The sequence below is a fragment of the Serratia proteamaculans genome (assembly GCF_004684015.1).
Classification (GTDB): Bacteria; Pseudomonadota; Gammaproteobacteria; order Enterobacterales; family Enterobacteriaceae; genus Serratia; species Serratia proteamaculans_F.
The window spans coordinates 81,368-102,987 of record NZ_SRIA01000015.1 but is presented as its reverse complement, the minus strand read 5'-3'; the positions used below and the strand labels follow the sequence as shown (position 1 = coordinate 102,987).

The window sequence follows — 21,620 nt, the reverse complement described above, 5'->3', positions numbered from 1 at the left end:
AGGTGGTGCGCCGGAACCGGCGCACCAGTCAGGTTAAATCAGGCCGTAAATCAGCGCCGACAGTGCAATCAGCCCCATCACCAGTACGAAGACATTGCTCAGCGCGCGATAACGACGCATGGCGGGTACCGCACGCACCGCATACATCGGCAAAATAAACAGGATCGCCGCGATCAGAGGGCCGCTGATGGTTTCAATGATATGCAACGCACTCGGGTTCCAGACCGTCGCCGCCCAGGTCAGCAGGAACAACAACACGGCAGAAATACGGTGCGTAATGCGCGAGCTTAGCGGTTTGCCGACTGCGCGCGTCAGGCCGTCAATCAGGCTGGTCGCCCCTTCGGTCACCCCCAGTGAGGTGCCCAGGTAGGACTTGGCCATCGCCAGCATCGCCATCATCGGCCCCAAATAAGCGATCAAAGGGTTGGAAAATTTATTCGCCAGCGTGGTCAGCACGGTAATGTTTTGATCTTTCGCCTGCTGCATATCCTCGTGGGACAGGCTCAGTACGCAACTGAAGACAAAGAACAACACGGTGACGCAGATCAGCACGTAGCTGTAGCGCATGATACGCGCGCAGCGGCGTTCAGCCAGTTCGCCATACAGGCCCTTTTGGGTCGAAGCGAAGGACGAAATAATCGGCGCATGGCTAAAGGAAAATACCATGACCGGCACCGCCAACCACAACGAATGCCACAGGTCCGGGCTACTGAACTGAGTGTTAGCCAGACCACTGACAAAATTGGCGGTTTGCCAGGTCGGCATCAGGTACAGCGAAATGCCCATCAAAAATACCAACAGTGGGAACACTAATACGCCCATTGCCGATACGATGCCGTCTTTACCGCGCAGCAGCACCAGGTTCAGCACCACCACCACCGCCAGGCTCAGCCAGATACGGGGTGGCGACGTCAGGTGAAACTGATGGGTCAGGAAGCTGTCCAGCGCGTTGGTGATAGAAATGCTGTACACCAGCACGATCGGGAAGAACGCCATCAGGTACAACACCATGATGATTTTACCGGCCAGCACGCCAAAGTGCTCGACCACCACATCATGGATATTGCCGTCACGGCTGGAGCCGGAAAGCACAAAGCGGCTCAGTGCGCGGTGCGGTAAATAGGTCAGTGGGAAAGCGAACAGTGCCATCAACAGCAGCACCAGCGGGCCGTTCAGGCCGGCATTGATCGGCAGAAACAACGTGCCAGCCCCCACCGCAGTGGCGTAGAGGCCAAACATCCAAACGGTATCCGTCTTGTTCCATTTGCCCGGCTGAGCGGAAACCAGCGTGCCGGTATCGGGAGAAATCGTACTCATAGGAAAGCTTACCTTAATCTGCAGCGACAACGAGTTCGCCTAACGGGATATCCTTCTCCGCGAATTTTAATAATAATCAGTGTGTTAAATCAGAATTTCACTCTTATGCCTGGTAAAAGGACGGCAAAGGATAATTAAAAACGCTGCCCAGGTCTATCTTTCACTGGTTGAGTGGCTATTTGTCGAACAATAATCGCTGTAAAAATCTACTGCGCAGCACAAAAAACTAGGGCCTCTAACGAGGCCCTGCAGACTAATGACAAACCGTAATCCGGAACAGAGTGGGCATAGGTCGGCAAATAAAAAACCAGGAAAATCAATTTTTGATTTTCGGCTGATAACCACAAAGTAGGAAAAACCACGCTTTTTCCTGCTTTGTCAGCAATATCCAGGGCCTCTAACGAGGCCCTGGGAGGATACTTACTTGTTGGCGTCCGGATGTTCCGGTACGGCGGCGCTACCCATATCCTTCTGGTCTTTACGCACGCTGGCCACGTCTGAGGCGCTGACCGGCTTGGCGCTGTTACCCCAGCTGGAACGAATGAAGTTAACCACTTCTGCTACCTGCTGGTCGTTCAGGCGCCAGCCAAACGGTGGCATGGTGATATTGGATACTGCCCCCTTCACCGCCGGCGTGGTGTTACCGGTCAGCACGATGTGGATCAACGAGGTCGCATCTTCGGTCTGCACCACCGGGTTGCCCTTCAGCGCCGGGAAGGCACGCTTGTAACCCACGCCGTCGGTGCGGTGGCAGGCAGCACAGTTATCGACGTACAACGCCGCTCCGGGCTTGCTGTCGTCACCGCGCCACAGATCCTTGGCTACGCTGTCTTCTACCGGTGCGGCCTGCTGCTTGCCGTCTTTCGGCGGCAGCGTTTTCAGGTAACGCGAAATCGCCGTCAGATCCTCATCGCTGAGATACTGCAGGCTATGCTCAACCACGTCGCTCATACCGCCAAACACGATGGACTTATCGTTACGGCCGGTTTTCAGGAACTCGGTCAGTTCGGCTTCGCTCCAGGTTCCCAGCCCATCCTTGTTGTCACCGCGCAGGCTGGATGCCACCCACCCGTCGATCGGCGCATTGCTGCCGGACAGATAGTTGTCACCGTCGTTATTGCTCAGCGCTTTTTCCTGCATGGTAATGCTGCGTGGCGTATGGCAGGCGCCGCAGTGGCCCAACCCTTCCACCAGATAGCGACCCCGCTCAATCACCGGATCGGCCTTGGTGTCAGCCACAAAGTCCGCCGGTGATGGCGCAAACATGCCGCGCCAGATACTCAGCGGCCAGCGCATTGACAGCGGCCAGGGGATGTCGGAATCCTTGTTGGCCTGCTCCACCGCCGGCACGCCGTGCATGAAGTAGGCATACATGGCGCGCATGTCGTCTTCTTTCACCAGCGCGAACGACGGATAAGGCATCGCCGGGTACAGGGTGCTGCCGTTTTTGGCGACGCCCTTACGTACCGCGTTGTCGAAGTCTTCGAAGCTGTAATCACCGATGCCGGTCTTCTTGTCCGGTGAGATATTGGTGGAGTAAATGGTGCCGATCGGCGTTTCCATCGCCAGGCCACCGGCAAACTCTTTACCGCTTTTGCCGTTGGTGTGGCAGGCCACGCAGTCACCGGCACGCGCCAGATACTCGCCGCGTTTGATCAACTCGCTGCTGACCGTGGCGTCCTGCGCCCAAACGGAAAAACTCAGTGCACTGAGAACCAGTGCGGGAACAAATGCTTTCATCAGTCGCCGTCCTTATGCCTGCACCAAAGGGCCTGGGTTTTTCAGATACTGCTCGCGAATAGCGCGGGCAGACCAGTAAGCCAACGCGGCCACGGTGCCGGTCGGGTTGTAACCCAGCCCCTGCGGGAAGGCTGACGCGCCGATCGAGAACACGTTATGCACGTCCCAGCTTTGCAAATAGCGGTTCACCGCACTGGTCTTCGGATCCTCGCCCATCACCGCACCGCCGTTCATATGGGTAGTTTGGTAGCTGGTGGTATCGAAATGGCTGTTGGCATTTTTCGGGCTGCCAGAAATCAGTTTCGGGTTCATGGCCTTGGCGATCGGCGCCATTTTGTCGTACATAAATTGCGCCATCTTGATGTCGTTTTCCTGCCAGTCGAACGTCATGCGCAGCAGCGGCTGGCCGAACACATTCTTGTAGGTAGGATCGAGATCCAGATAGTTGCTGCGATACGACTGGTGTGCACCGTGGGCATCCATCGACACATGATGGGTATAGGCATCGGCCACCGCCGCTTTCCACTTACTGCCCCAGGCCGGGGTGCCCGGAGGGGTTGGCAAGCCGGAGATCGGTTTGGTGCCCGCCTGGTTGACCCAGAATGGCGAACCGCCAACGAAGCCGGCTTCGGCATGATCAAAGTTGTCGGCGTTGAAATCATCCACGCCCACGCCGTTACCACCAGCACCAATGAACGGGTTGGTAAACACGTCCTTGTCGAAAAACGCCTTGATGGTGGTCAGGTTTTGGTAAGCGAAGTTACGCCCAACCACACCTTCTCCGGTCACCGGATCGTAAGGTTTACCGATGCCGGACAGCAGCATCAGGTGAACGTTATGGAACTGGAACGCGCCCAGGATCACCAGTTCGGCCGGCTGTTCGACTTCACGGCCCTGCGCGTCGATATAATTGACGCCGGTTGCGCGAGATTTATCGTCGGTCAGGTTCACCTTCAGCACGTTGGCATTGGTACGCAGCTCGAAGCGTTTCTCCATGCGCAATGCCGGAAGAATATTGACGTTCGGCGAGGCCTTGGAATACATATAGCAGGCGTAACCACTGCAGAAACCACAGAAGTTGCACGGCCCCATCTGCGCGCCATAAGGGTTGGTGTAAGAATCCGAGGTGTTGGCAGAAGGCAGGTTATAAGGATGATAGCCCACGTCCCGCGCCGCTTTCTCAAACATTTGCGCAGAGAAAGTATTCTTCTGCGCCGGCAACGGGAAGTTGTCGGAACGATCAGCCGCAAAGGGGTTACCGCCCTTCGGTGCCATTTTCTGACCCTTGACGGTCCAGGCGGTGCCGGAGGTACCGAACACTTTCTCCGCCTTGTCGAAGAAGGGCTCCAGCTCGTCATAGGTGACACCGAAGTCCTGGATGGTCATGTCCTTCGGAATGAAGCTTTTGCCATAACGTTCTTCGTAGTGGCTACGCATACGCAGCTCGATAGGATCGATACGGAAATGCACGCCAGACCAGTGCAGGCCTGCGCCACCGACGCCGGTGCCCGGCAGGAACGCCGCCAACTGGCGGTAAGGCACCGCCGTCTGGCTGGTATTGTGACGAATGGTCACGGTGCTTTTTGACAAATCCTGGAACAGTTTGCGACGAATGTTATAGGTCAGTTCGTCGATCACCTGCGGGTAGGAGCCATCCGGATAGGTATCGCGCATCGGGCCGCGCTCCAGCGCCACCACGTTGAGGCCGGCCTCGGTCAGTTCTTTGGCCATAATGGCGCCCACCCAGCCGAAGCCGACGATCACCGCGTCTACTTTTTTCATTACCGTTGCCATTGTTACCCCCTCTCCCCACGAATTGATACCGGGGGTAAGGGATAACGTTCCCCTCGTTCAACCCAGTCCATAAAGTCGGCGCGCGCGCCCGGAAAATTAATCAGCTTCCAACCAACCATGTCTTTATTGCCGCCATGGATCGGGTCGCTGAAGAAACCTTCGCGGGTGTTTTGCAACAAATAGGAGAAGAACAGCTTGGCAGGCAACTGCGAAAACTCGGCTTCGCCGGACTCAAACTTCTGCAACAGCGCGTCCTGCTGTGCGGCGTCCAGCTCGGCAAAAGGTTTACCGGTAGTTTTCTTGCAGTAGGCATCCGCATCTGCAATGCCCAGGTTGTAGATCTGTTTCGGCACCAGCGGCAGTTGATAACCCATTTCCTTCGGGACATCCGGGTTAAACGGCCCCTGCATATACCAGATGGATCCGGTGGCGTACGGGGTATTCATCTGACGATCGATAAACTCCGGCACGCCGGCTTCCAGCGCGCCAGGGCCACGATCGTCGGCCGGGATCAGGCGTGCCACAGCCGCCTTGACGAAGGCCCATTCTTCCGGGGTGAAGAACGTAGGCTGGTAGTCGCTTGCTTTCGGGGTGTCTGTTGCCGCGACTGCCGGGACTGAGGCTGTCAGCGCGCTAACGCCGCTGCCGCCAATCACCGCTGCGGGGATTAAAGTCATCGATTTCAGCAGGAAATCGCGCCGTGAATTGTTAGTTTTATCGTCCGACATATCACATTCCATCCAAAGATAATCACAACTATTTAACCTCAACCTTGCGGTCGATGCGGGTTTTAAACATAAATTGTTACTTATTTGTATATTTATTGAAGCTCAGAATGTGAGCGGACGCCACAATGTTACCGGTAACTTATTGAATGAACGTAAAGATTTGCAGGTTAATGTAAAATTAACTATTCGTGCGGTTTTTCAGGTAACAGGATGGGAAATAACGAAAAATGGGAGATGCATCGCGCTTTTACCCTGCGCCAATAAAAAACCGGCCCCATTAAGGGGCCGATTTAGCAAAGAAATCTGAACTAGGGCGACATTGCCTGGTAGGCCGTGGTGACCTTCCATAAATAGCGTGGCGCCTGTGGGGCCGGATGCTTTTTCTGGATGTGTTGGTAGAACTCATCCGGACTCATCTGGTTAATGCGATTAACCGCCACACGCTTGTCCGATGAGAAGGTACGCAGCATGGCGCCTGCCCCATTCACATAAGAAACGATGGTGGCGTAACGTAATGTTTGTGGATCGTTAATCCCGGCTAGCTGCTGGCTTTGAAGAATATTGATATAGGCCGTTCCCAGATCAATATTAACCGCCGGATCCTTCAACTCACGCGAGCTTGGCTGCCCGCTTCTTCCTTTAAGACGATAGGCGTCACGCCCGGCGGTTGAAGGTTTCAGCTGCATTAATCCCACTGCGTTCGAGGTACTGACTGCATTCGGGTTAAACCCGGACTCTACCTGAATAATCGCTTTAATCAGCGTTTCGTCAACGCCATAGCTGTTAGCGGCCTGACGAATGTAATCGTTATAGGCTACCGGTGTCCCCGTACGGTTAACTGGAGCCTGCGGGGGAGTCTTTAACCAACCACCACGCGATGTGCCACTGCCTGAAATATTGTTTGCTGTTTGGGGGTCTTTGGCACAACCCGACAAAAGCAAAATTGCCGTCAGGCAACCTATTTTTGTTTTCACAGAATCCCTCACTCCTTTCAATGAGTTGCGTAGCATATACAACTTGTAAGGACGCCTGTACGCTTTTTTTGGTCTAATCTCAAGCTACTCGTATACCAAGAGGTGATTTATGAGTCAATCTGCAACAACGTGTTTTGTGGTGACTTTTCGCTATCAAGAAGAAGGATTAGCTGATTTGGCCAAGCTGACAGGACAATTAACCCTTCAGGGATTTGTCACGTCGGTGGCAGACGAAAATGGCGTTCCACATGAGCTGGGCAGCAACAGCTTTGCGCTGATAACCCCACTGGATCAACAGGATGTGCAGCTACTGGCACAGAAGCTTGGGCAGGTGGCGCTGGGTAAAATTCCTGAGGTCGAAATTGTCACCTACGACGACTATGTTAAGCGGTTACATACTGATACATAAAATGCTATAACTCACCGGGCGGTATTATTTTTTCCATTGAGTAAATAACCGGCAGTTCGCCGGCAGGTGACGCTTGACTTTGCTCTATTTGATATTGATAATCATTTTCATTTGAGCCTGGAGACGTCACCATGTTTATGAAACAACGCGCTTTTCCCCGTCTAGCCATTAGTCAGTCCAGGGGTATTTTCCGCCCTGTCGCCCTGCTGTGCCTGTTATTGACCGCCGGCCTCGCCAGCCATGCCGCATTGGCGGAAAAAAAGCTGCGCGTGGTGACCACCTTTACCATCATTCAGGATATCGCCCAGAACGTGGCCGGTGACGCCGCCGTGGTGGAGTCAATCACCAAGCCGGGCGCGGAAATCCATGATTATCAGCCAACGCCGCGCGATATCGTCAAGGCACAGCACGCCGACCTGATCCTGTGGAACGGCATGAATCTGGAACGCTGGTTCCAGCGTTTTTTTGAGAACATCAAACAGGTACCTGCCGCGGTAGTCACCGAAGGCATCACCCCACTGCCGATCCGAGAAGGCCCTTATAACGGCAACCCGAATCCGCACGCCTGGATGTCTGCCAGCAACGCGCTGGTATATATCGAAAACATCCGCAAGGCACTGGTGCAACACGACCCGGCCAATGCTGAAACCTATAACCGCAATGCCAAAGCCTATGCCGCCAAAATTGCCGCGTTGGACGCACCGCTGCGCGAACGCCTGGCACGCATCCCAGCAGCCCAGCGTTGGTTGGTAACCAGTGAAGGTGCCTTCAGCTATCTGGCAAAAGACTATCAGTTGAAAGAAGTCTATCTGTGGCCAATCAACGCCGATGAGCAAGGCTCACCGCAGCAGGTTCGCCGGGTGATCGACGCCGTGCGTGCCAACCACATCCCGGTGGTCTTCAGCGAAAGTACCATTTCCGACAAGCCGGCCAAACAGGTTGCTAAAGAGACCGGCGCAAAATACGGCGGTGTGCTGTATGTCGATTCACTGTCTGCTCAGGGTGGCCCGGTGCCAACTTATATCGACCTGCTCAATGTCACCGTACAAACCATTGCCAAAGGATTTGATCAATGACCACCGAGGTTTTTGTCCGCCCTGAATTGAGCGTGGACGACGTTACCGTCACCTACAACAACGGCCATACCGCGATCCACAACGCCAGTTTCACCCTGAGCGGCGGTGCCATCTGCGCACTGGTTGGCGTCAACGGCAGCGGTAAGTCGACCCTGTTCAAAAGCATTATGGGGCTGGTCAAGCCCACTAGCGGCCGTGTACAGCTCAACGAGCAGCCGGTCGCGCAGGCGCTGAAGAAAAACGTGATTGCCTATGTCCCGCAAACCGAAGAGGTTGACTGGAATTTCCCGGTACTGGTGGAAGACGTGGTGATGATGGGCCGCTACGGCAAGATGAACTTCCTGCGTATTCCTTCAAAGGAAGACCGGTTGCGGGTCGATAAGGCGCTGGAGCGCGTTGGCCTGAGCGAACTGCGCACCCGCCAGATCGGCGAGCTTTCCGGCGGGCAGAAAAAACGCGTCTTTCTGGCGCGGGCGCTGGCTCAACAAGGGACGGTTCTGCTGCTGGACGAGCCCTTTACCGGCGTCGACGTCAAAACCGAGAATGCCATTATTGATCTGCTGCGCGCGTTGCGCGATGAAGGCCACCTGATCCTGGTTTCCACCCATAATCTGGGCAGCGTGCCGGAGTTTTGCGATCGGGTGATCCTGATTAACCGTACGGTGCTGGCCGCAGGGCCGACGGAAACTACCTTTACCCAAAGCAACCTGGAACAGGCATTCGGCGGCGTACTGCGCCATATCAACCTGTCCGGCCCGGACCTGCACGACGACAACGACCCGCGCACCCTGACGGTGTTGACCGATGACGAGCGTCCGGCGGTGTTCTACGGCCACACCAAGAGTGACCCGCCGGCGCAAAGCCAGCCAAAGGAGAAACAACCCTGATGCTGGAACTTCTGCTGCAACCCTTCAGTTACAACTATATGGTCAAAGCCATCTGGGTCAGCGCCATCGTCGGCGCCGCCTGCGCGTTCTTGTCGGCCTACCTGATGCTGAAAGGCTGGTCGCTGATGGGCGACGCGCTGTCGCACTCGGTGGTGCCTGGTGTCGCGGGTGCCTATGCGCTGGGCCTGCCCTACGCCGCCGGGGCCTTCTTTACCGGCATGCTGGCCGCACTGGCCATGACGCTGGTACGCCACGTCACTCGCCTGCGTGAAGACGCGATTATCGGCTTTATCTTTTCCACCTTCTTCGCCGTCGGCCTGCTGATCGTTTCGCTCAATCCCACCTCGGTTAACGTGCAGTCGATTATCTTCGGCAATATTCTCGGTATTGCCGATGAAGACGTGTTGCAGGTCGAGATTATCATCGGCGTATCACTGCTGATCCTGTGTCTGGTGTGGAAAGATCTGCTGGCGGTGTTCTTTGACGAAAACCACGCGGTGTCGATCGGCCTGTCACCGCTGCGCTTGAAGATCCTGTTTTTCACCCTGCTCAGCGCCTGCACCGTGGCGGCATTACAAACCGTCGGCGCGATTCTGGTGATCGCCATGGTCATCACGCCGGGGGCAACCGCCTATCTGCTGACCGACCGCTTCAGTCGCTTGGTGATTATCGCCATCGTGATCGGCGCATTGACCAGCGGCCTGGGTGCCTACCTGAGCTTCTTCCTCGACGGCGCGACCGGTGGGGTGATCGTGACCCTGCAGACGCTGGTGTTCCTGGCCGCCTTTTTCTTCGCCCCCAAACACGGCCTGCTGGCATCCAAACGCCGCGTAGCACGTGAACAGACCGGAGGCCACTGATGGAAACCCTGTATCAACTGCTCAGCGAACCCTTTGCTTATCCGTTTATGCAGCGGGCGATCCTGGCCGCCATCGTCACCGGCGTGGTCTGTGCGGTGCTGTCCTGTTATCTGGTACTCAAGGGCTGGTCACTGATGGGCGATGCCATTTCGCATGCGGTGCTGCCCGGCATCGTGCTGGCGTTCGTGCTCGGTATCCCGGTGGTGATCGGCGCGTTTTTCTCCGGTATTTTCTGCGCGGTCGCCACCGGTTACCTGAAAGAAAACAGTCGGGTGAAAGAAGATACGGTGATGGGCATCGTATTCTCTGGCATGTTCGCCTTTGGGCTGGTGTTGTTTTCACGCGTCGATACCGACCAGCATCTGAGCCACATTCTGTTCGGCAATATGTTGGGCATTACCGATGCCGAACTGAAACAGACGCTGCTGATGGCCGGTATTACCCTGTTGGTGGTGCTGCTCAAACGCAAGGATCTGATGCTCTACTGTTTCGATCCCAACCATGCCAGAGTGATCGGCCTGCCGGTCAAGCTGTTGCACTACGGGTTACTGTGCCTGTTGGCGCTGACCATTGTCGCTTCGCTGCAGGCGGTCGGGGTGATTCTGGTGATTGCGATGTTAATCGCTCCTGGGATTATTGCCTTTATGCTGTGCCGCAGCTTCGATCGCATGCTGATGGTCGCCACGGTGGTGTCGGTATTCTCCTGCGTGCTCGGTACCTTGATCAGTTTTCACATCGACGGAGCCACCGGCCCCTGCATTGTGATCGTCCAGGCGATACTGTTTGTGGTCGCCCTGCTCTACAGCAAGTTCAGGCCATTACAACGTCACGACGAAAGCTTAATCAACGTCAAACCTTGAGACCGGCGGCGGTGCCCAATAGCACCGCCGCCTGATGTTACTGCTGCTGGTAGATATCCGGCCGGACAATATGCCAGACAAAATCCTCACGATTCACCGCTTCATAACCCACTTTCTGATACAGCCACGGCGCGGTACCGGTCACCAGCATAATTCGTCGCAGCCGTTGCAGCACAGGGTGTTCCAACGTGCAATCCATCAGCCAACGCGCTAACCCCTGCCCCTGATAATCCGGAGAGACAAATACATCGCACAGGTAGCCGAAGGTGGTGTAATCCGTCACCAGACGGGCAAAGCCAATCTGTTGTTGCTGATGATACAAACCAAAACACAGGCTGTTGTCGATGGACAACTGCACCGTCGCCAGCGAAATGCCACTCGCCCAGGTCGAGGTGGTCAAAAACGCGTGAGTAAAGGCGACATTTAATTCACTTTTATCGCTGTTGATCCGGTATTCACCGCGCTGCCACTGCTGGTTTTGCTCCATTATTTTCTCATCTCATTGATAGTAAAGGCCATCTCAAGATTCTACTGTCGCGACATGTGCAATCAGCCTGATAAACATCGCTCTCCCCCCAGCAAGTTGCAACATGCGCCGTACTTAAATTAATCAATAGCGTATATACTTTGAGCAAACGCGAGTGGCGAGAAAATCGCCAGTTGTTGGTGCCAGCTGTGCGCCAGGTCGTGTTTTCTTCAGGCTAAAGACGCTAACCTAATGAATTCGCAGGCAACACAGAGGGGGTGTACCATGTGGCAAGCCGTTAGCCGTCTGTTAAGTGAACATCTTGGCAGCGCAGAAATCCGCGAAAGAACCGAACTGCCCGGGGGCGATATTCACCCGGCCTGGCGTGTGAGTTACGGTGACCACCAGGTGTTTGTCAAATGCGATGCCCGGGAACTGTTGCCCATCTTTACCGCCGAGGCCGACCAGTTAGAGTTACTTGCTCGCAGTAAAACTGTACGGGTACCGCAGGTGTACGGCGTCGGCAGCGATCGCGACTACAGTTTCCTGCTGTTGGAATACCACCCCCTGAAGCCCTTTGACGCTCATGGCGCCTACTGTCTTGGCCAACAACTGGCCCATCTGCACAAGTGGAGCGAACAGCCGCAGTTCGGCCTCGACTTCGACAACGATTTGTCCACCACTCCGCAACCCAATGCCTGGCAACGCCGCTGGTCAGAGTTTTTTGCCGAGCAGCGTATTGGCTGGCAGTTGCAGATGGCGGCGGAGAAAGGTATGACCTTCGGGGATATTGATGAGATTGTTGACGCAGTGTATCTCCGCCTGCAACACCATCAGCCACAGCCTTCTCTGTTGCATGGCGATTTATGGCCAGCCAACTGCGCTTTAACTGCCAACGGCCCCTTGCTGTTTGACCCGGCCTGTTATTGGGGAGACAGAGAGTGCGATCTGGCGATGCTGCCGCTGCATCCGGAGCTGCCGCCACAGATTTACGATGGTTACCAGAGCGTCTGGCCTTTGGAGAATGGATTTATCGAACGTCAGCCGCTGTATCAGCTGTATTACCTGCTCAACCGCAGCAATCTGTTTGGTGGCCAGCATCTGGTCAAGGCCCAGCGCGCGGTGGAAGCACTGCTGCATTCCTAGCCGCAATAACATCGAGGCGCTGAACCCAGCGCCTCAACCTTATCTCACCTTAAGCCGCGCCAGCCAGTTGGCCGAGCAGCTTGATCACAAACCAGGCAATCACCGCGATCACCACCGGCAAAATGTACAGCGGGAAGTATTGCAGAAAAATGGTGTGGTGCGGCAACGTAATACGTTCTTCCAACTGCGCGCGGGTGTGCCCTTCGCTGCCCTTGGCCTGTTCGAGGATCATCTGATCTTCCAGGCCTTCGCGAATAAATTTCACCTGGCGTGACATGCGCGCACCTGAAGCCTGCAGCGCCAGTCCGACAAAAATCAGGATATAAATAACGATAAACATGAAATTAGCGCCGCTGAACAGGCTTTTTTCGACGTCCGGGACCGGCGAGTTATACCAGAAGATATTCAGGAACGGCGTATTGAAGCGCACCATATCGACCATCACGTGGACAAAATCCAGCATTACCGCATTGATGCCTTTGGTCTTTTCGCTGTGCTGATAAACAAACATCAACATTGAGATCAAGGTTGAAAGCAACGCAGGGATAAAAACCACCCAGCCCAGAATACGTTTAATAATGGCGATGCGCCCAGCCTGTTGATACGTCATGTGTTCCCCTTGTAAGCGACGTAACCGTAATTGGCTAAGTCTACCTGTAGTTACTGAAACTCGCCCACCGTTTTCTTCATCGTTACTGTGCTACAAGCGTAGCCGGGATTATCCGAAATCAACAGCTTAACGCCGACCGCGCGTTACCATTAAATAGTTATATAGTTAAATCAATCCGTTTAGACAGGGGCCACCATGATTCGGCTGATTATCTTATTGCTGGGCGCACAGGCGCTGCACGGTCAGCGTCGCCTGCTGATGCTGTTCGGCTGGCTATGGATCTGTGTGGGTGCACTGATGCTGTTCGACATCCTGCAGGATGGTCGTTCGGTGCTGGCGTTAGATGCCTTGGCCGTCATATTGGCACTGGAGGGGCTGGTGGCGATTTCCGCCGCGCTGGTAATCGGCTCCTCCGCCAGCCGACCGGTGCTGCTCAAGGGCCTGGGCTTTATCTTTATGGCTTTTTTGACTCTCGACGTGCCCGCAGACAATAACATCGTCGCCACGTTGGTATTTGGCAGCGCGCTGTTGCTTGACGGCGCGGTACGTATAGCCTCCTCCACGGTGATCCAGCACAGTCGCTGGAAACCGGTAGCGCTGGCGGGCAGCGGCGAAATCCTGCTTTCGCTGATGATATTTATTGGCTGGCCGGCACCACACCGCATGACGGTGCCTTTTTGCCTCGGCGTGATGATCCTGCTTTCCGGTTGGGCACTGCTGCGCATTGCACGACGGCTGGAAAGTTTTTCACTGAATCAGAACCAGGATCCGTCCGTCCCCCAATGGACACATGATTCCACCCCGCTCAGTGTCTACGTCTGGACGCCAATAGGTTCGGCAAAAGACGCACGCCGGCGTTACATCGTCGATCGTTACATCGCTGCAGTAGATGGCGGCGGTAATATCTCTACCGGTCATGCCGCACTGGCGCTGGAGCCGGATGTATATATTAGCCACTATCCACTTAACGATATCAGCCACTCCGCACAGGATTTCCGCCAGTTGCTGCATTCCGGCGAGCAGAACAACGTCGATGGGCGTTTTCTACCAGGCCTGCAACAAGAAGTGGCCGCCTGGTGCCCACCAGACAGAAAAATCCAGTTCCACCGCTATAACCCAACGGCGCTACGCGCTTTCTGGCAACGCTACCAGCAGGACACCACCTACAACCTGACCCGTCGCAACTGTTCCACCACGGTGATCCGGGCACTCGACAGCGCGCTGGAAGGCGTTTTGGGCGATAAACACCTGTGGCGCCGATTTCTGTTGCTGGTGCTCGATCCCAACCTGTGGATGCTGGCAGTGTTACGCAGCCGTGGCGAAAGCATGACCTGGACACCGGGGTTGGTGCTGGACTATGCGCGCATGCTACAGCAGGTCACCGAGCGCCAGCATCAGCGCTGGTGGTTAAAGCTGCGCGAAATGTGGCGAGTCCTGCGTTTTGGCCGGGCTGATCCTCGTAGGCAAAAGTTTTAGTCTCGCCGTCAGCGATGATAAAGTGTCAGGCACATTCACCAGCGCCGGCAGGAGTTAACCGCTAATGGCCTATTCGCAACGCATTGAAACCGCTATTTTTGATATGGACGGTTTATTGATCGATTCAGAACCCCTGTGGTTACAGGCGGAACTGGATATCTTTGGCGCACTGGGGCTGGATTTGTCCGACCGCCACAAGCTACCGGATACCCTGGGTCTGCGCATCGATCTGGTGGTGAAAATGTGGTACCAGGCCATGCCGTGGCAAGGGGTTTCGCAAGAGGAAGTCTCAGCGCGGATTATCGAACGCGCCATTGAACTGGTACGCGAAAAACAGCCGCTGTTGCCAGGCGTGCATCAGGCGCTGGAGCTGTGCCGCAGTCTGGATCTGAATATCGGCCTGGCCTCTGCCTCGCCACTGCACATGCAGCAGCAGGTGCTGCAAATGTTTGACCTTGAAGGCTACTTTGACCAATTGGTTTCCGCCGAGTATCTGCCCTACAGCAAGCCGCACCCCGAAGTGTATCTGATTGCCGCCGAACGCCTGGGCAGCGATCCCCTGCGTTGTATCACTCTGGAAGACTCATTCAACGGCATGATTGCCACCAAGGCTGCCAGAATGCGTTCTATCGTTATCCCGGCGCATGAGTATCGTGACGATGCGCGTTGGGCATTGGCCGACCATAAGCTCGAGACGCTGGAACAGCTGACAACGGACCACCTGGCATAATCGTCGCGGCATCGGTCTGCTGCCGGTGCCGTTATTGATGCCCTTTAATCTCCCATCACCCTTTAATTTCAAAACTCCGGACTACGTCATAAAATAAATAAAACGTTATTTCATTTATATTGAGTTAGCCTGCCGCTCTCTCTATGCTAGGGCAATAAGAAAACGCCGGGCGATGGGTACAGGCTGTCACTGCCACGCAGCCTGATTCTGCCGCCCGACGTTTTCTCCCTTCTCCCGATCAAAAACGCACAATCGTTAATCATCGATCATAACAAGCCGTTGTAAAACCGTATAAAATAAACAATTGGTTACAGGGTAACTGCTTCCACTACTGGGAATTTTCCCATATACTGGATAAATTAACAGTTTATCAGCTGGAACTGCAGTATGACCGCGGAAGGACATCTTATTTTCTCTGTCGCTTGCGCGATTTTCGCCAAGAAGGCCGAGGTGACACCAGAGCTGGCTACCGGCGACTGGTGGCATATTATCCCCGCTGCGCTGCTGACTTCGTTGCTGCCCGATATCGATCACCCCAAATCGGTGTTAGGTCAGCGCCTGCGCTGGATCGCCATTCCAATCTCCCGTGCCTTCGGCCATCGCGGTTTTACTCATAGCCTGTTGGCGATCGCCGGCGGCATGGCACTGTTCCAGCTTGACGTCCCACGCAGTTGGCCGATCCCGCCGGATGTCCTGCATGCGATGATTATCGGTTACTTCAGCCACCTGTTGGCAGATATGCTCACCCCCGCCGGCGTGCCCTTGCTTTGGCCCTGTCGCTGGCGTTTTCGCCTGCCGCTGTTAAATTCTCAGAAAGGCAACCAACTTGAGCGCGCCCTGTGCCTGTGCCTGGTGGCTTTCGCTATTTACTGGCAAGGCGGTTGCACCATTCCTGTGCAGTCCTATTTTGAACAAATAAAAAATATCAGACTGTGATCACAAAAAATTGGCTACTTAATATTCATAGCGGCTATTAATCAAACAAATTCGCCAGCAAAGTTATATCAAATTCCATTTGGATATAAGTGAGCCGTTACGCAAACTGTTACGATATTTAGTATCGCTACGCCTTGGTGCATAGCCATTTTTATATAAGAAAAAATAATTGGAGACATTGGGGATGAATCTTCCGCTGGTTATTAACGTGGTGATTTTTGTCGCCCTCCTTTTGCTGTTGGCGCAAACCCGCCATAAGCAATGGAGCCTGGCGAAAAAGGTACTGGTCGGTCTGGCAATGGGTGTGGTGTTCGGTCTGGCACTGCAACTGGTTTACGGCGCCGATAACCCGGTACTGAAAGAATCCATCAGCTGGTTTAACATTGTCGGCAACGGCTATGTGCAACTGCTGCAAATGATTGTTATGCCGCTGGTCTTCGCCTCGATCCTGAGCGCGGTCGCCAAGCTGCACAACGCCTCTTCATTGGGAAAAATCAGCTTCCTGACGATTGGCACCCTGTTGTTCACTACGTTGATCGCCGCGTTAGTGGGCGTGCTGGTCACCAACCTGTTCGGTCTGACCGCAGAAGGCCTGGTGCAGGGCACGCAGGAAAGCGCGCGTATGGCGGCGATTCAGAGCAACTACGTCGGTAAGGTCGCCGATCTGACCGTACCGCAACTGGTGCTGTCGTTCGTGCCGAAAAACCCGTTTGCCGATCTGACCGGTGCCAGCCCAACGTCTATCATCAGTGTGGTGATCTTCGCCGCCTTCCTGGGTGTGGCTTCGTTGCAGTTGCTGAAAGACGATAAAGAGAAAGGTCAACGCGTACTGGTCGCTATCGATACCCTGCAAGCCTGGGTGATGAAGCTGGTGCGTCTGGTCATGAAACTGACCCCGTACGGCGTCCTGGCGTTAATGACCAAAGTGGTGGCCGGTTCCAACATCCACGACATCGTCAAACTCGGTAGCTTCGTGGTGGCCTCTTACCTCGGCCTGGCCATCATGTTTGGCGTGCACGCAGTGCTGTTGGCCTTCACCGGCGTTAACCCGGCGAAGTTCTTCCGCAAAGTTTGGCCGGTGATCACCTTTGCCTTCACCAGCCGCTCCAGCGCCGCCAGCATTCCGCTGAATGTGGAAGCACAAACCCGTCGTCTGGGTATACCGGAATCCATTGCCAGCTTCTCGGCGTCGTTCGGTGCGACTATCGGCCAGAACGGTTGTGCCGGTCTCTACCCGGCCATGTTGGCGGTGATGGTTGCCCCTACCGTCGGCATCAACCCGCTGGATCCGGTGTGGATCGCTACCCTGGTGGGCATCGTCACCATCAGTTCTGCCGGTGTTGCCGGTGTCGGTGGCGGCGCGACCTTCGCCGCGCTGATTGTGCTGCCTGCACTCGGCCTGCCGGTCACGTTGGTCGCCCTGCTGATTTCGGTTGAACCATTGATCGACATGGGCCGTACCGCGCTGAACGTCAGCGGTTCCATGACCGCCGGTACCGTCACCAGTCAACTGATGAAACAGACTGACAAGTCCATCATGGACAGCGAAGACGAAGTGGAACTGGCTCACCAGTAAATTTCGTCGGCAATAAAAAACCGGGGCAGATTCTGGCCCCGGTTTTTTTACGTCTGGAAAACGGTTATGGCCGCTCCCCTCCCGCCAGTCGCTGATTGATTTCGGCAATCACTCCCGGCAACTGCGCCAGCGAATCAATCACGTAATGTGCCCCAGCGGCATACAGCTTGCCCGTCGCCAGAGCGCGCCGCCGTTCAGTCTCCGCCGCACTCATTTGCTGGTACTCTTGCCAGGTGGCACCGAATTCGTTACCGGACAACGCCAGACCGATACTCCACATGCCCGCGTTTAACCCCTCACTAATGCCCGGTACCGCATCGTCCACCTTGACGCAGTGCGCCACCGCATCGATACCCAACGCAATCACGTTCTGGAGCGCCATCCACGGACCGGGACGGCCGCCGGCAGCCAAGTCGTCGGTGGCTACCCAGTAATCCGGCGCATAGCCTCGCTGAGCAGCGGCCGGTGCCAGTACTTCCATCACCGCACGCGGATAACCGGAGCAGGAACCAATCTTGATGCCCTGGGCGCGTAAGGCGTCAATCACCTGCGGCACACCTTCAATCGGATCGGCAAAATCGACAACCTTGGCAATTTGCAGCGGCATAAAAGCCTGATACAGCGCATCGATATCCTGCCGACTCATGGATCGGCCAAGCTGCTGCCGCCAGCGTGCATCCACTGCCGGTAGCTTGCCCAGGGCTTCGATATGTTGCCACTTCCCCAGCCCCATCGGAATACGCGCTTCCGCCAGGCTAATGTCGATATCGAAAGTCTGTTTGAAAGCTTCGACAAAGATCTGCGTCGGCGCAAAAGAACCGAAATCCACGGTGGTACCGGCCCAATCAAGTATGACTGCGTTAATCTGACTCATGCTAATCCTTATAGATTCCAGTACATGGCTTGCCCGATAGCGGCCAGCAAACGTTCGATATCCTGCGGGTAAATCTCACCGATATTGCCAATGCGGAAGCAGTCGCTCTGCGATACCTTGCCCGGGTAAATAACGAACCCCTGCTGTTTCAGGCGTTGATAGAACTCGGCAAAGCGATAGGTTTCTGCCTTGGGAGAGTAGAAAGCAGTGATGATCGGCGAGTGCAACGCATCATCCAGCAAGGTTTCGAATCCCAATTCACGCATGCCTGCCACCAGGCGCAACTGGTTAGTGCGGTAGCGGATGTGACGAGCATCAACGCCCCCCTCCTGTTCCAACTCACGCAACGCTTGCGCAAAGGCCAGCAAGGTATGGGTGGGTGAGGTAAAGCGCCATTTGCCGGCGTTATCTTCCATACAGCGCCACTGGGCATACAGGTCCAGCGACAACGAGCGCGAACGACCGGCACACTTTTCCAGTTCGCTACGGCGGGCAATCACAAAGGCAAAACCCGGCACCCCCTGAATGCATTTGTTGGCGGAGCTGATCAGATAGTCAATGCCCAGGGCATCCACATCCAGCGGAATACCGCCGAAACTGCTCATCGCATCCACTATCAGGGTTTTGCCATTACGCGCGGCCAGCCCCGAAACCCGCTCCAGCGGATTGAGCATCCCGGTGGTGGTTTCACAGTGCACCATGGCAATATGGCTAATCTGCGCATCGCCTTTCAATACGGCTTCCATCGCCTCCACATCCGGCTCATTAACCTCGCCACAGTTGAATGCATGATGGTTGATGCCCATCAGGCTGGCCATTTCAATCATTCGCGCGCCGTAAGCGCCGTTATTGACGATCAGCAGCTTGTCTTGCGGCCCTATGGCCGTGCCCAGTAGAGCCTCGACCGCAAAGCTGCCGCTACCCTGCAACAGTACCGAGGTGTAGCCTGCCGATAAGGTCGCCAGCGCCACCAGCTTCTGGCGGATACTCTGCACCACGCCCAGATTGTAATCCTCATCCCAGGTACAGCTATCGAACAGCATCGCCTCTTTCACCGTTTTTGAGGTGGTTAACGGGCCGGGAGTTAACAGCAGATAATTATGTTCAGACATTTCACTCACCATTTGGTCTATACCAGATTGCACCATTGTGAGGCTAAATTTGCTCGCGGGTCAAAGGGCAAACCGTCACTGAAACAAAAAATTCATCTGCGCATGTATAATAGGCAGATGCCGCAATGCCATAACGAGATGAAATGAAACAACATCAGGGTGAGATGCCCCACTATCTGCAGATCAAGGAGCAGTTACAGTCGCGGATAAGCCGTGGCGCACTGCAGGCCGGTGACAAGCTGCCTTCTGAGCGTGAATTGTGCGCAATTTTCTCCACCACCCGCGTCACTATTCGTGAAAGCCTGGCACAGCTGGAGGCCACCGGTGCCATTTACCGCGCCGACCGCCGGGGCTGGTTTGTCACGCCGGAACGGTTGTGGCTGGACCCGACACAGAACACCAACTTTCATCGTCTGTGTCAGGAACAAGGACGCACGCCGCGTACCGAGCTGTTATCCGCTGAAAAAACCACGGTACCGCTCGATGTGATGCAACCGCTGGCATTGGAGCCGTTTGACCAAATCTATCTGCTGCGCCGCGTTCGCTATGCCGACGGCCGGGCGATTTGTTACTGCGAAAATCACTGCTTGCCCCAGTTGGTTCCTGAGCTGATCCAACGGGATCTCAACGGCAGTCTGACCGAGATTTATCAGCAGCAGTACGGCCTTATCTATCACAATATGCACCTGTCGTTTTACCCCACCGCTCTGCCCTACAATGCGGCTACCGCGCTGGGTGCCATGGTTGGACTACCCGCTCTGCTGTTGCGCCGGCTGAATTACGATCAGCACGGGCGCATCCTCGATTTCGACATCGAATACTGGCGCCACGACAGCCTGCGCATTGAAGTCGACACCCTCTAATCTCCCAGGCTCAGCTTACTGAGCCTCTGCAACCCCCCTTTTTTTGCCCCCCTCCGTTCTCAGGATTTTTTTGTCGTTTTCATTTTTTTGTCATATTCGGCTATTAGCTTGAGTCAAAACACTGGTATAGACCAGAAAACCCAACCTGAAATAACAAGGCTGAAGCTATGAAACTCACTGGTTTGTTTGTCATGTCGGCTATCGCACTCGGCTCGGCACCGGTCTGGGCCGATTCGACAGTGGTCACCCTCTATTCCGCCGATGGTCTGCATGATGGAGACCACAGTTGGTACCAAATGCAGTTCGAAGCATTTACACAGGCTACCGGCATTAAAGTGCAATACGTTGAAGGGGGTTCCGGCGCGATTGTTGAACGTTTGTCCAAGGAGCGCAGTAACCCACAGGCAGATGTGTTGGTCACCATTCCGCCGTTTATCCAGCGTGCCGCCACGGAAAAACTGCTGCAAGACTTCACCCCCGCCGCCGCTGCGCAAATTGCGGACGTACAACCGCAGTTCGTCCCTATGGTGAATAACTACCTGAGCTTTATCTACAATGCCAAACTGCTGCCGCAGGCACCTGCCAGCTATCAACAACTGCTGGACGCGCAGTTCCGCAACAAACTGCAGTACTCCACGCCAGGCCAGGCCGGCGATGGCACGGCGGTGATGCTGCAGGCATTCCACAGTTTTGGCGGCAAAGACGCCGGTTTTGATTATCTCGGCAAATTGCAAAGCAATAACGTCGGCCCCTCCGCCTCCACCGGTAAACTCACCGCGCTGGTTAATAAGGGAGAACTGTTGGTCGCTAACGGCGATCTGCAAATGAACCTGGCACAAATGCAGCGTAATCCTAACGTCAACGTGTTCTGGCCAGCCGGGCCGGACGGCAAACGCAGCACGCTGAAGTTGCCGTATTACATCGGTTTGGTTCAGGGTGCGCCACAGAGTGATAACGGCAAAAAGCTGATCAACTTTTTGCTGACCAAAGAGGCACAAAGCACGGTTAGCGCCATATCCTACGGCATGCCGGTGCGTAAAGACGTTACGCCAAAAGACGACAACTTTAAGCTTTCACAGCAACTACTTCAGGGTGTCGACATTTGGGCACCCGACTGGAACCAGGTGGTTGGCAGCCTGTCCGCCGACATTACCCGCTGGCATAAAGTGACCGACAACGAATGACT

Annotated in this window: 21 protein-coding genes; 12 read left to right on the top strand and 9 right to left on the bottom strand. The window is 55.1% G+C overall.

Annotation, left to right across the window (positions count from 1 at the left end; all coding sequences use genetic code 11):
• Positions 1–33 precede the first annotated feature (33 nt).
• From E5C26_RS10795 to E5C26_RS10775, 5 genes are all read right to left on the bottom strand, one after another.
• Complete coding sequence (locus tag E5C26_RS10795) at positions 34–1,317, bottom strand: HAAAP family serine/threonine permease (RefSeq protein WP_135316291.1); 1,284 nt, start codon at positions 1,315–1,317, stop codon at positions 34–36.
• Between the two features lie 420 nt (positions 1,318–1,737).
• On the bottom strand, positions 1,738–3,057 hold the full coding sequence (locus E5C26_RS10790; protein WP_167796641.1) for a c-type cytochrome: 1,320 nt from the start codon (positions 3,055–3,057) through the stop codon (positions 1,738–1,740).
• Positions 3,058–3,069: 12 nt separating this feature from the next.
• Positions 3,070–4,851 (bottom strand): GMC family oxidoreductase, encoded by a 1,782-nt coding sequence (locus tag E5C26_RS10785; RefSeq protein WP_135316289.1) that lies wholly within the window; start codon positions 4,849–4,851, stop codon positions 3,070–3,072.
• A gap of 2 nt (positions 4,852–4,853) precedes the next feature.
• Positions 4,854–5,579, bottom strand: a complete 726-nt coding sequence (locus E5C26_RS10780; protein ID WP_135316288.1) for a gluconate 2-dehydrogenase subunit 3 family protein — start codon at positions 5,577–5,579, stop codon at positions 4,854–4,856.
• A gap of 308 nt (positions 5,580–5,887) precedes the next feature.
• Positions 5,888–6,553, bottom strand: a complete 666-nt coding sequence (locus E5C26_RS10775) for a transglycosylase SLT domain-containing protein (protein WP_099065527.1) — start codon at positions 6,551–6,553, stop codon at positions 5,888–5,890.
• Positions 6,554–6,662: 109 nt separating this feature from the next.
• On the opposite strand from E5C26_RS10775, the gene ghoS reads away from it, so the two are divergent.
• From ghoS to E5C26_RS10750, 5 genes are all read left to right on the top strand, one after another.
• Positions 6,663–6,962, top strand: coding sequence for a type V toxin-antitoxin system endoribonuclease antitoxin GhoS (gene ghoS / locus E5C26_RS10770; RefSeq protein ID WP_135316287.1), 300 nt, complete (start codon positions 6,663–6,665; stop codon positions 6,960–6,962).
• Between the two features lie 131 nt (positions 6,963–7,093).
• On the top strand, positions 7,094–8,038 hold the full coding sequence (locus E5C26_RS10765) for a metal ABC transporter substrate-binding protein (protein WP_135316286.1): 945 nt from the start codon (positions 7,094–7,096) through the stop codon (positions 8,036–8,038).
• A complete protein-coding gene (locus E5C26_RS10760; RefSeq protein ID WP_135316285.1) occupies positions 8,035–8,925 on the top strand; it encodes a manganese/iron ABC transporter ATP-binding protein in 891 nt (296 codons plus the stop codon). Before E5C26_RS10765 ends, E5C26_RS10760 begins: the two co-directional genes overlap by 4 nt.
• Positions 8,925–9,785 (top strand): iron/manganese ABC transporter permease subunit YfeC, encoded by an 861-nt coding sequence (gene yfeC, locus E5C26_RS10755; protein WP_046373759.1) that lies wholly within the window; start codon positions 8,925–8,927, stop codon positions 9,783–9,785. The genes E5C26_RS10760 and yfeC overlap by 1 nt, the downstream gene beginning before the upstream one ends.
• Positions 9,785–10,645 carry a metal ABC transporter permease gene (locus tag E5C26_RS10750; protein WP_135316284.1) on the top strand — a complete coding sequence of 287 codons (861 nt, stop codon included), beginning with the start codon at positions 9,785–9,787 and terminating at the stop codon, positions 10,643–10,645. Before yfeC ends, E5C26_RS10750 begins: the two co-directional genes overlap by 1 nt.
• Before the next feature lie 37 nt (positions 10,646–10,682).
• Here the strand turns inward: E5C26_RS10750 and E5C26_RS10745 are convergent, their stop codons facing one another.
• Entirely contained in the window at positions 10,683–11,132 is a 450-nt protein-coding gene (locus tag E5C26_RS10745; protein WP_135316283.1) for a GNAT family N-acetyltransferase, read from the bottom strand.
• Positions 11,133–11,396: 264 nt separating this feature from the next.
• Here E5C26_RS10745 and E5C26_RS10740 point away from each other — a divergent pair, with 264 nt between their 5' ends.
• Positions 11,397–12,257 (top strand): fructosamine kinase family protein, encoded by an 861-nt coding sequence (locus tag E5C26_RS10740; RefSeq protein WP_135316282.1) that lies wholly within the window; start codon positions 11,397–11,399, stop codon positions 12,255–12,257.
• 49 nt (positions 12,258–12,306) lie between these two features.
• On the opposite strand, the gene E5C26_RS10735 is transcribed toward E5C26_RS10740, so the two are convergent.
• Complete coding sequence (locus E5C26_RS10735; RefSeq protein ID WP_135316281.1) at positions 12,307–12,867, bottom strand: YniB family protein; 561 nt, start codon at positions 12,865–12,867, stop codon at positions 12,307–12,309.
• A 195-nt stretch (positions 12,868–13,062) separates the two neighbouring features.
• On the opposite strand from E5C26_RS10735, the gene E5C26_RS10730 reads away from it, so the two are divergent.
• The 4 genes from E5C26_RS10730 (at position 13,063) to E5C26_RS10715 (ending at position 17,585) form a co-directional block, all read left to right on the top strand.
• The gene (locus E5C26_RS10730) at positions 13,063–14,343 is read left to right on the top strand and encodes an HdeD family acid-resistance protein (protein ID WP_135316280.1); all 1,281 of its coding nucleotides are present in this window, start codon (positions 13,063–13,065) and stop codon (positions 14,341–14,343) included.
• Between the two features lie 64 nt (positions 14,344–14,407).
• On the top strand, positions 14,408–15,073 hold the full coding sequence (gene hxpB, locus E5C26_RS10725) for a hexitol phosphatase HxpB (protein ID WP_135316279.1): 666 nt from the start codon (positions 14,408–14,410) through the stop codon (positions 15,071–15,073).
• Between the two features lie 387 nt (positions 15,074–15,460).
• The gene (locus E5C26_RS10720) at positions 15,461–16,009 is read left to right on the top strand and encodes a metal-dependent hydrolase (RefSeq protein ID WP_037422530.1); all 549 of its coding nucleotides are present in this window, start codon (positions 15,461–15,463) and stop codon (positions 16,007–16,009) included.
• 184 nt (positions 16,010–16,193) lie between these two features.
• Positions 16,194–17,585, top strand: coding sequence for an L-cystine transporter (locus E5C26_RS10715; RefSeq protein ID WP_167796640.1), 1,392 nt, complete (start codon positions 16,194–16,196; stop codon positions 17,583–17,585).
• A gap of 64 nt (positions 17,586–17,649) precedes the next feature.
• Here the strand turns inward: E5C26_RS10715 and phnX are convergent, their stop codons facing one another.
• Both phnX and phnW read right to left on the bottom strand, forming a co-directional pair.
• Entirely contained in the window at positions 17,650–18,459 is an 810-nt protein-coding gene (phnX, locus tag E5C26_RS10710; protein ID WP_135316278.1) for a phosphonoacetaldehyde hydrolase, read from the bottom strand.
• Between the two features lie 8 nt (positions 18,460–18,467).
• Positions 18,468–19,571: a 2-aminoethylphosphonate--pyruvate transaminase gene (gene phnW / locus E5C26_RS10705; RefSeq protein ID WP_135316277.1), complete on the bottom strand. Its 1,104-nt coding sequence runs from the start codon at positions 19,569–19,571 to the stop codon at positions 18,468–18,470.
• 143 nt (positions 19,572–19,714) lie between these two features.
• Here phnW and phnR point away from each other — a divergent pair, with 143 nt between their 5' ends.
• Together phnR and E5C26_RS10695 are read left to right on the top strand one after the other, a co-directional pair.
• Positions 19,715–20,434: a phosphonate utilization transcriptional regulator PhnR gene (gene phnR / locus E5C26_RS10700; protein ID WP_135316276.1), complete on the top strand. Its 720-nt coding sequence runs from the start codon at positions 19,715–19,717 to the stop codon at positions 20,432–20,434.
• Between the two features lie 167 nt (positions 20,435–20,601).
• The gene (locus E5C26_RS10695) at positions 20,602–21,618 is read left to right on the top strand and encodes a 2-aminoethylphosphonate ABC transporter substrate-binding protein (RefSeq protein WP_135316275.1); all 1,017 of its coding nucleotides are present in this window, start codon (positions 20,602–20,604) and stop codon (positions 21,616–21,618) included.
• Positions 21,619–21,620 lie beyond the last annotated feature (2 nt).

Excerpts from the sequence above, each read along its gene's own strand:
- E5C26_RS10780 (WP_135316288.1), bottom strand. The coding sequence starts at position 5,579 with ATGTCGGACGATAAAACTAACAATTCACGGCGCGATTTCCTGCTGAAA.
- E5C26_RS10730 (WP_135316280.1), top strand. The coding sequence starts at position 13,063 with ATGATTCGGCTGATTATCTTATTGCTGGGCGCACAGGCGCTGCACGGT.
- E5C26_RS10795 (WP_135316291.1), bottom strand. The coding sequence starts at position 1,317 with ATGAGTACGATTTCTCCCGATACCGGCACGCTGGTTTCCGCTCAGCCG.
- E5C26_RS10745 (WP_135316283.1), bottom strand. The coding sequence starts at position 11,132 with ATGGAGCAAAACCAGCAGTGGCAGCGCGGTGAATACCGGATCAACAGC.
- E5C26_RS10695 (WP_135316275.1), top strand. The coding sequence starts at position 20,602 with ATGAAACTCACTGGTTTGTTTGTCATGTCGGCTATCGCACTCGGCTCG.
- E5C26_RS10760 (WP_135316285.1), top strand. The coding sequence starts at position 8,035 with ATGACCACCGAGGTTTTTGTCCGCCCTGAATTGAGCGTGGACGACGTT.
- E5C26_RS10735 (WP_135316281.1), bottom strand. The coding sequence starts at position 12,867 with ATGACGTATCAACAGGCTGGGCGCATCGCCATTATTAAACGTATTCTG.
- hxpB (WP_135316279.1), top strand. The coding sequence starts at position 14,408 with ATGGCCTATTCGCAACGCATTGAAACCGCTATTTTTGATATGGACGGT.
- E5C26_RS10715 (WP_167796640.1), top strand. The coding sequence starts at position 16,194 with ATGAATCTTCCGCTGGTTATTAACGTGGTGATTTTTGTCGCCCTCCTT.
- E5C26_RS10790 (WP_167796641.1), bottom strand. The coding sequence starts at position 3,057 with ATGAAAGCATTTGTTCCCGCACTGGTTCTCAGTGCACTGAGTTTTTCC.
- yfeC (WP_046373759.1), top strand. The coding sequence starts at position 8,925 with ATGCTGGAACTTCTGCTGCAACCCTTCAGTTACAACTATATGGTCAAA.
- E5C26_RS10720 (WP_037422530.1), top strand. The coding sequence starts at position 15,461 with ATGACCGCGGAAGGACATCTTATTTTCTCTGTCGCTTGCGCGATTTTC.
- phnW (WP_135316277.1), bottom strand. The coding sequence starts at position 19,571 with ATGTCTGAACATAATTATCTGCTGTTAACTCCCGGCCCGTTAACCACC.
- ghoS (WP_135316287.1), top strand. The coding sequence starts at position 6,663 with ATGAGTCAATCTGCAACAACGTGTTTTGTGGTGACTTTTCGCTATCAA.
- phnR (WP_135316276.1), top strand. The coding sequence starts at position 19,715 with ATGAAACAACATCAGGGTGAGATGCCCCACTATCTGCAGATCAAGGAG.
- E5C26_RS10785 (WP_135316289.1), bottom strand. The coding sequence starts at position 4,851 with ATGGCAACGGTAATGAAAAAAGTAGACGCGGTGATCGTCGGCTTCGGC.
- phnX (WP_135316278.1), bottom strand. The coding sequence starts at position 18,459 with ATGAGTCAGATTAACGCAGTCATACTTGATTGGGCCGGTACCACCGTG.
- E5C26_RS10740 (WP_135316282.1), top strand. The coding sequence starts at position 11,397 with ATGTGGCAAGCCGTTAGCCGTCTGTTAAGTGAACATCTTGGCAGCGCA.
- E5C26_RS10750 (WP_135316284.1), top strand. The coding sequence starts at position 9,785 with ATGGAAACCCTGTATCAACTGCTCAGCGAACCCTTTGCTTATCCGTTT.
- E5C26_RS10765 (WP_135316286.1), top strand. The coding sequence starts at position 7,094 with ATGTTTATGAAACAACGCGCTTTTCCCCGTCTAGCCATTAGTCAGTCC.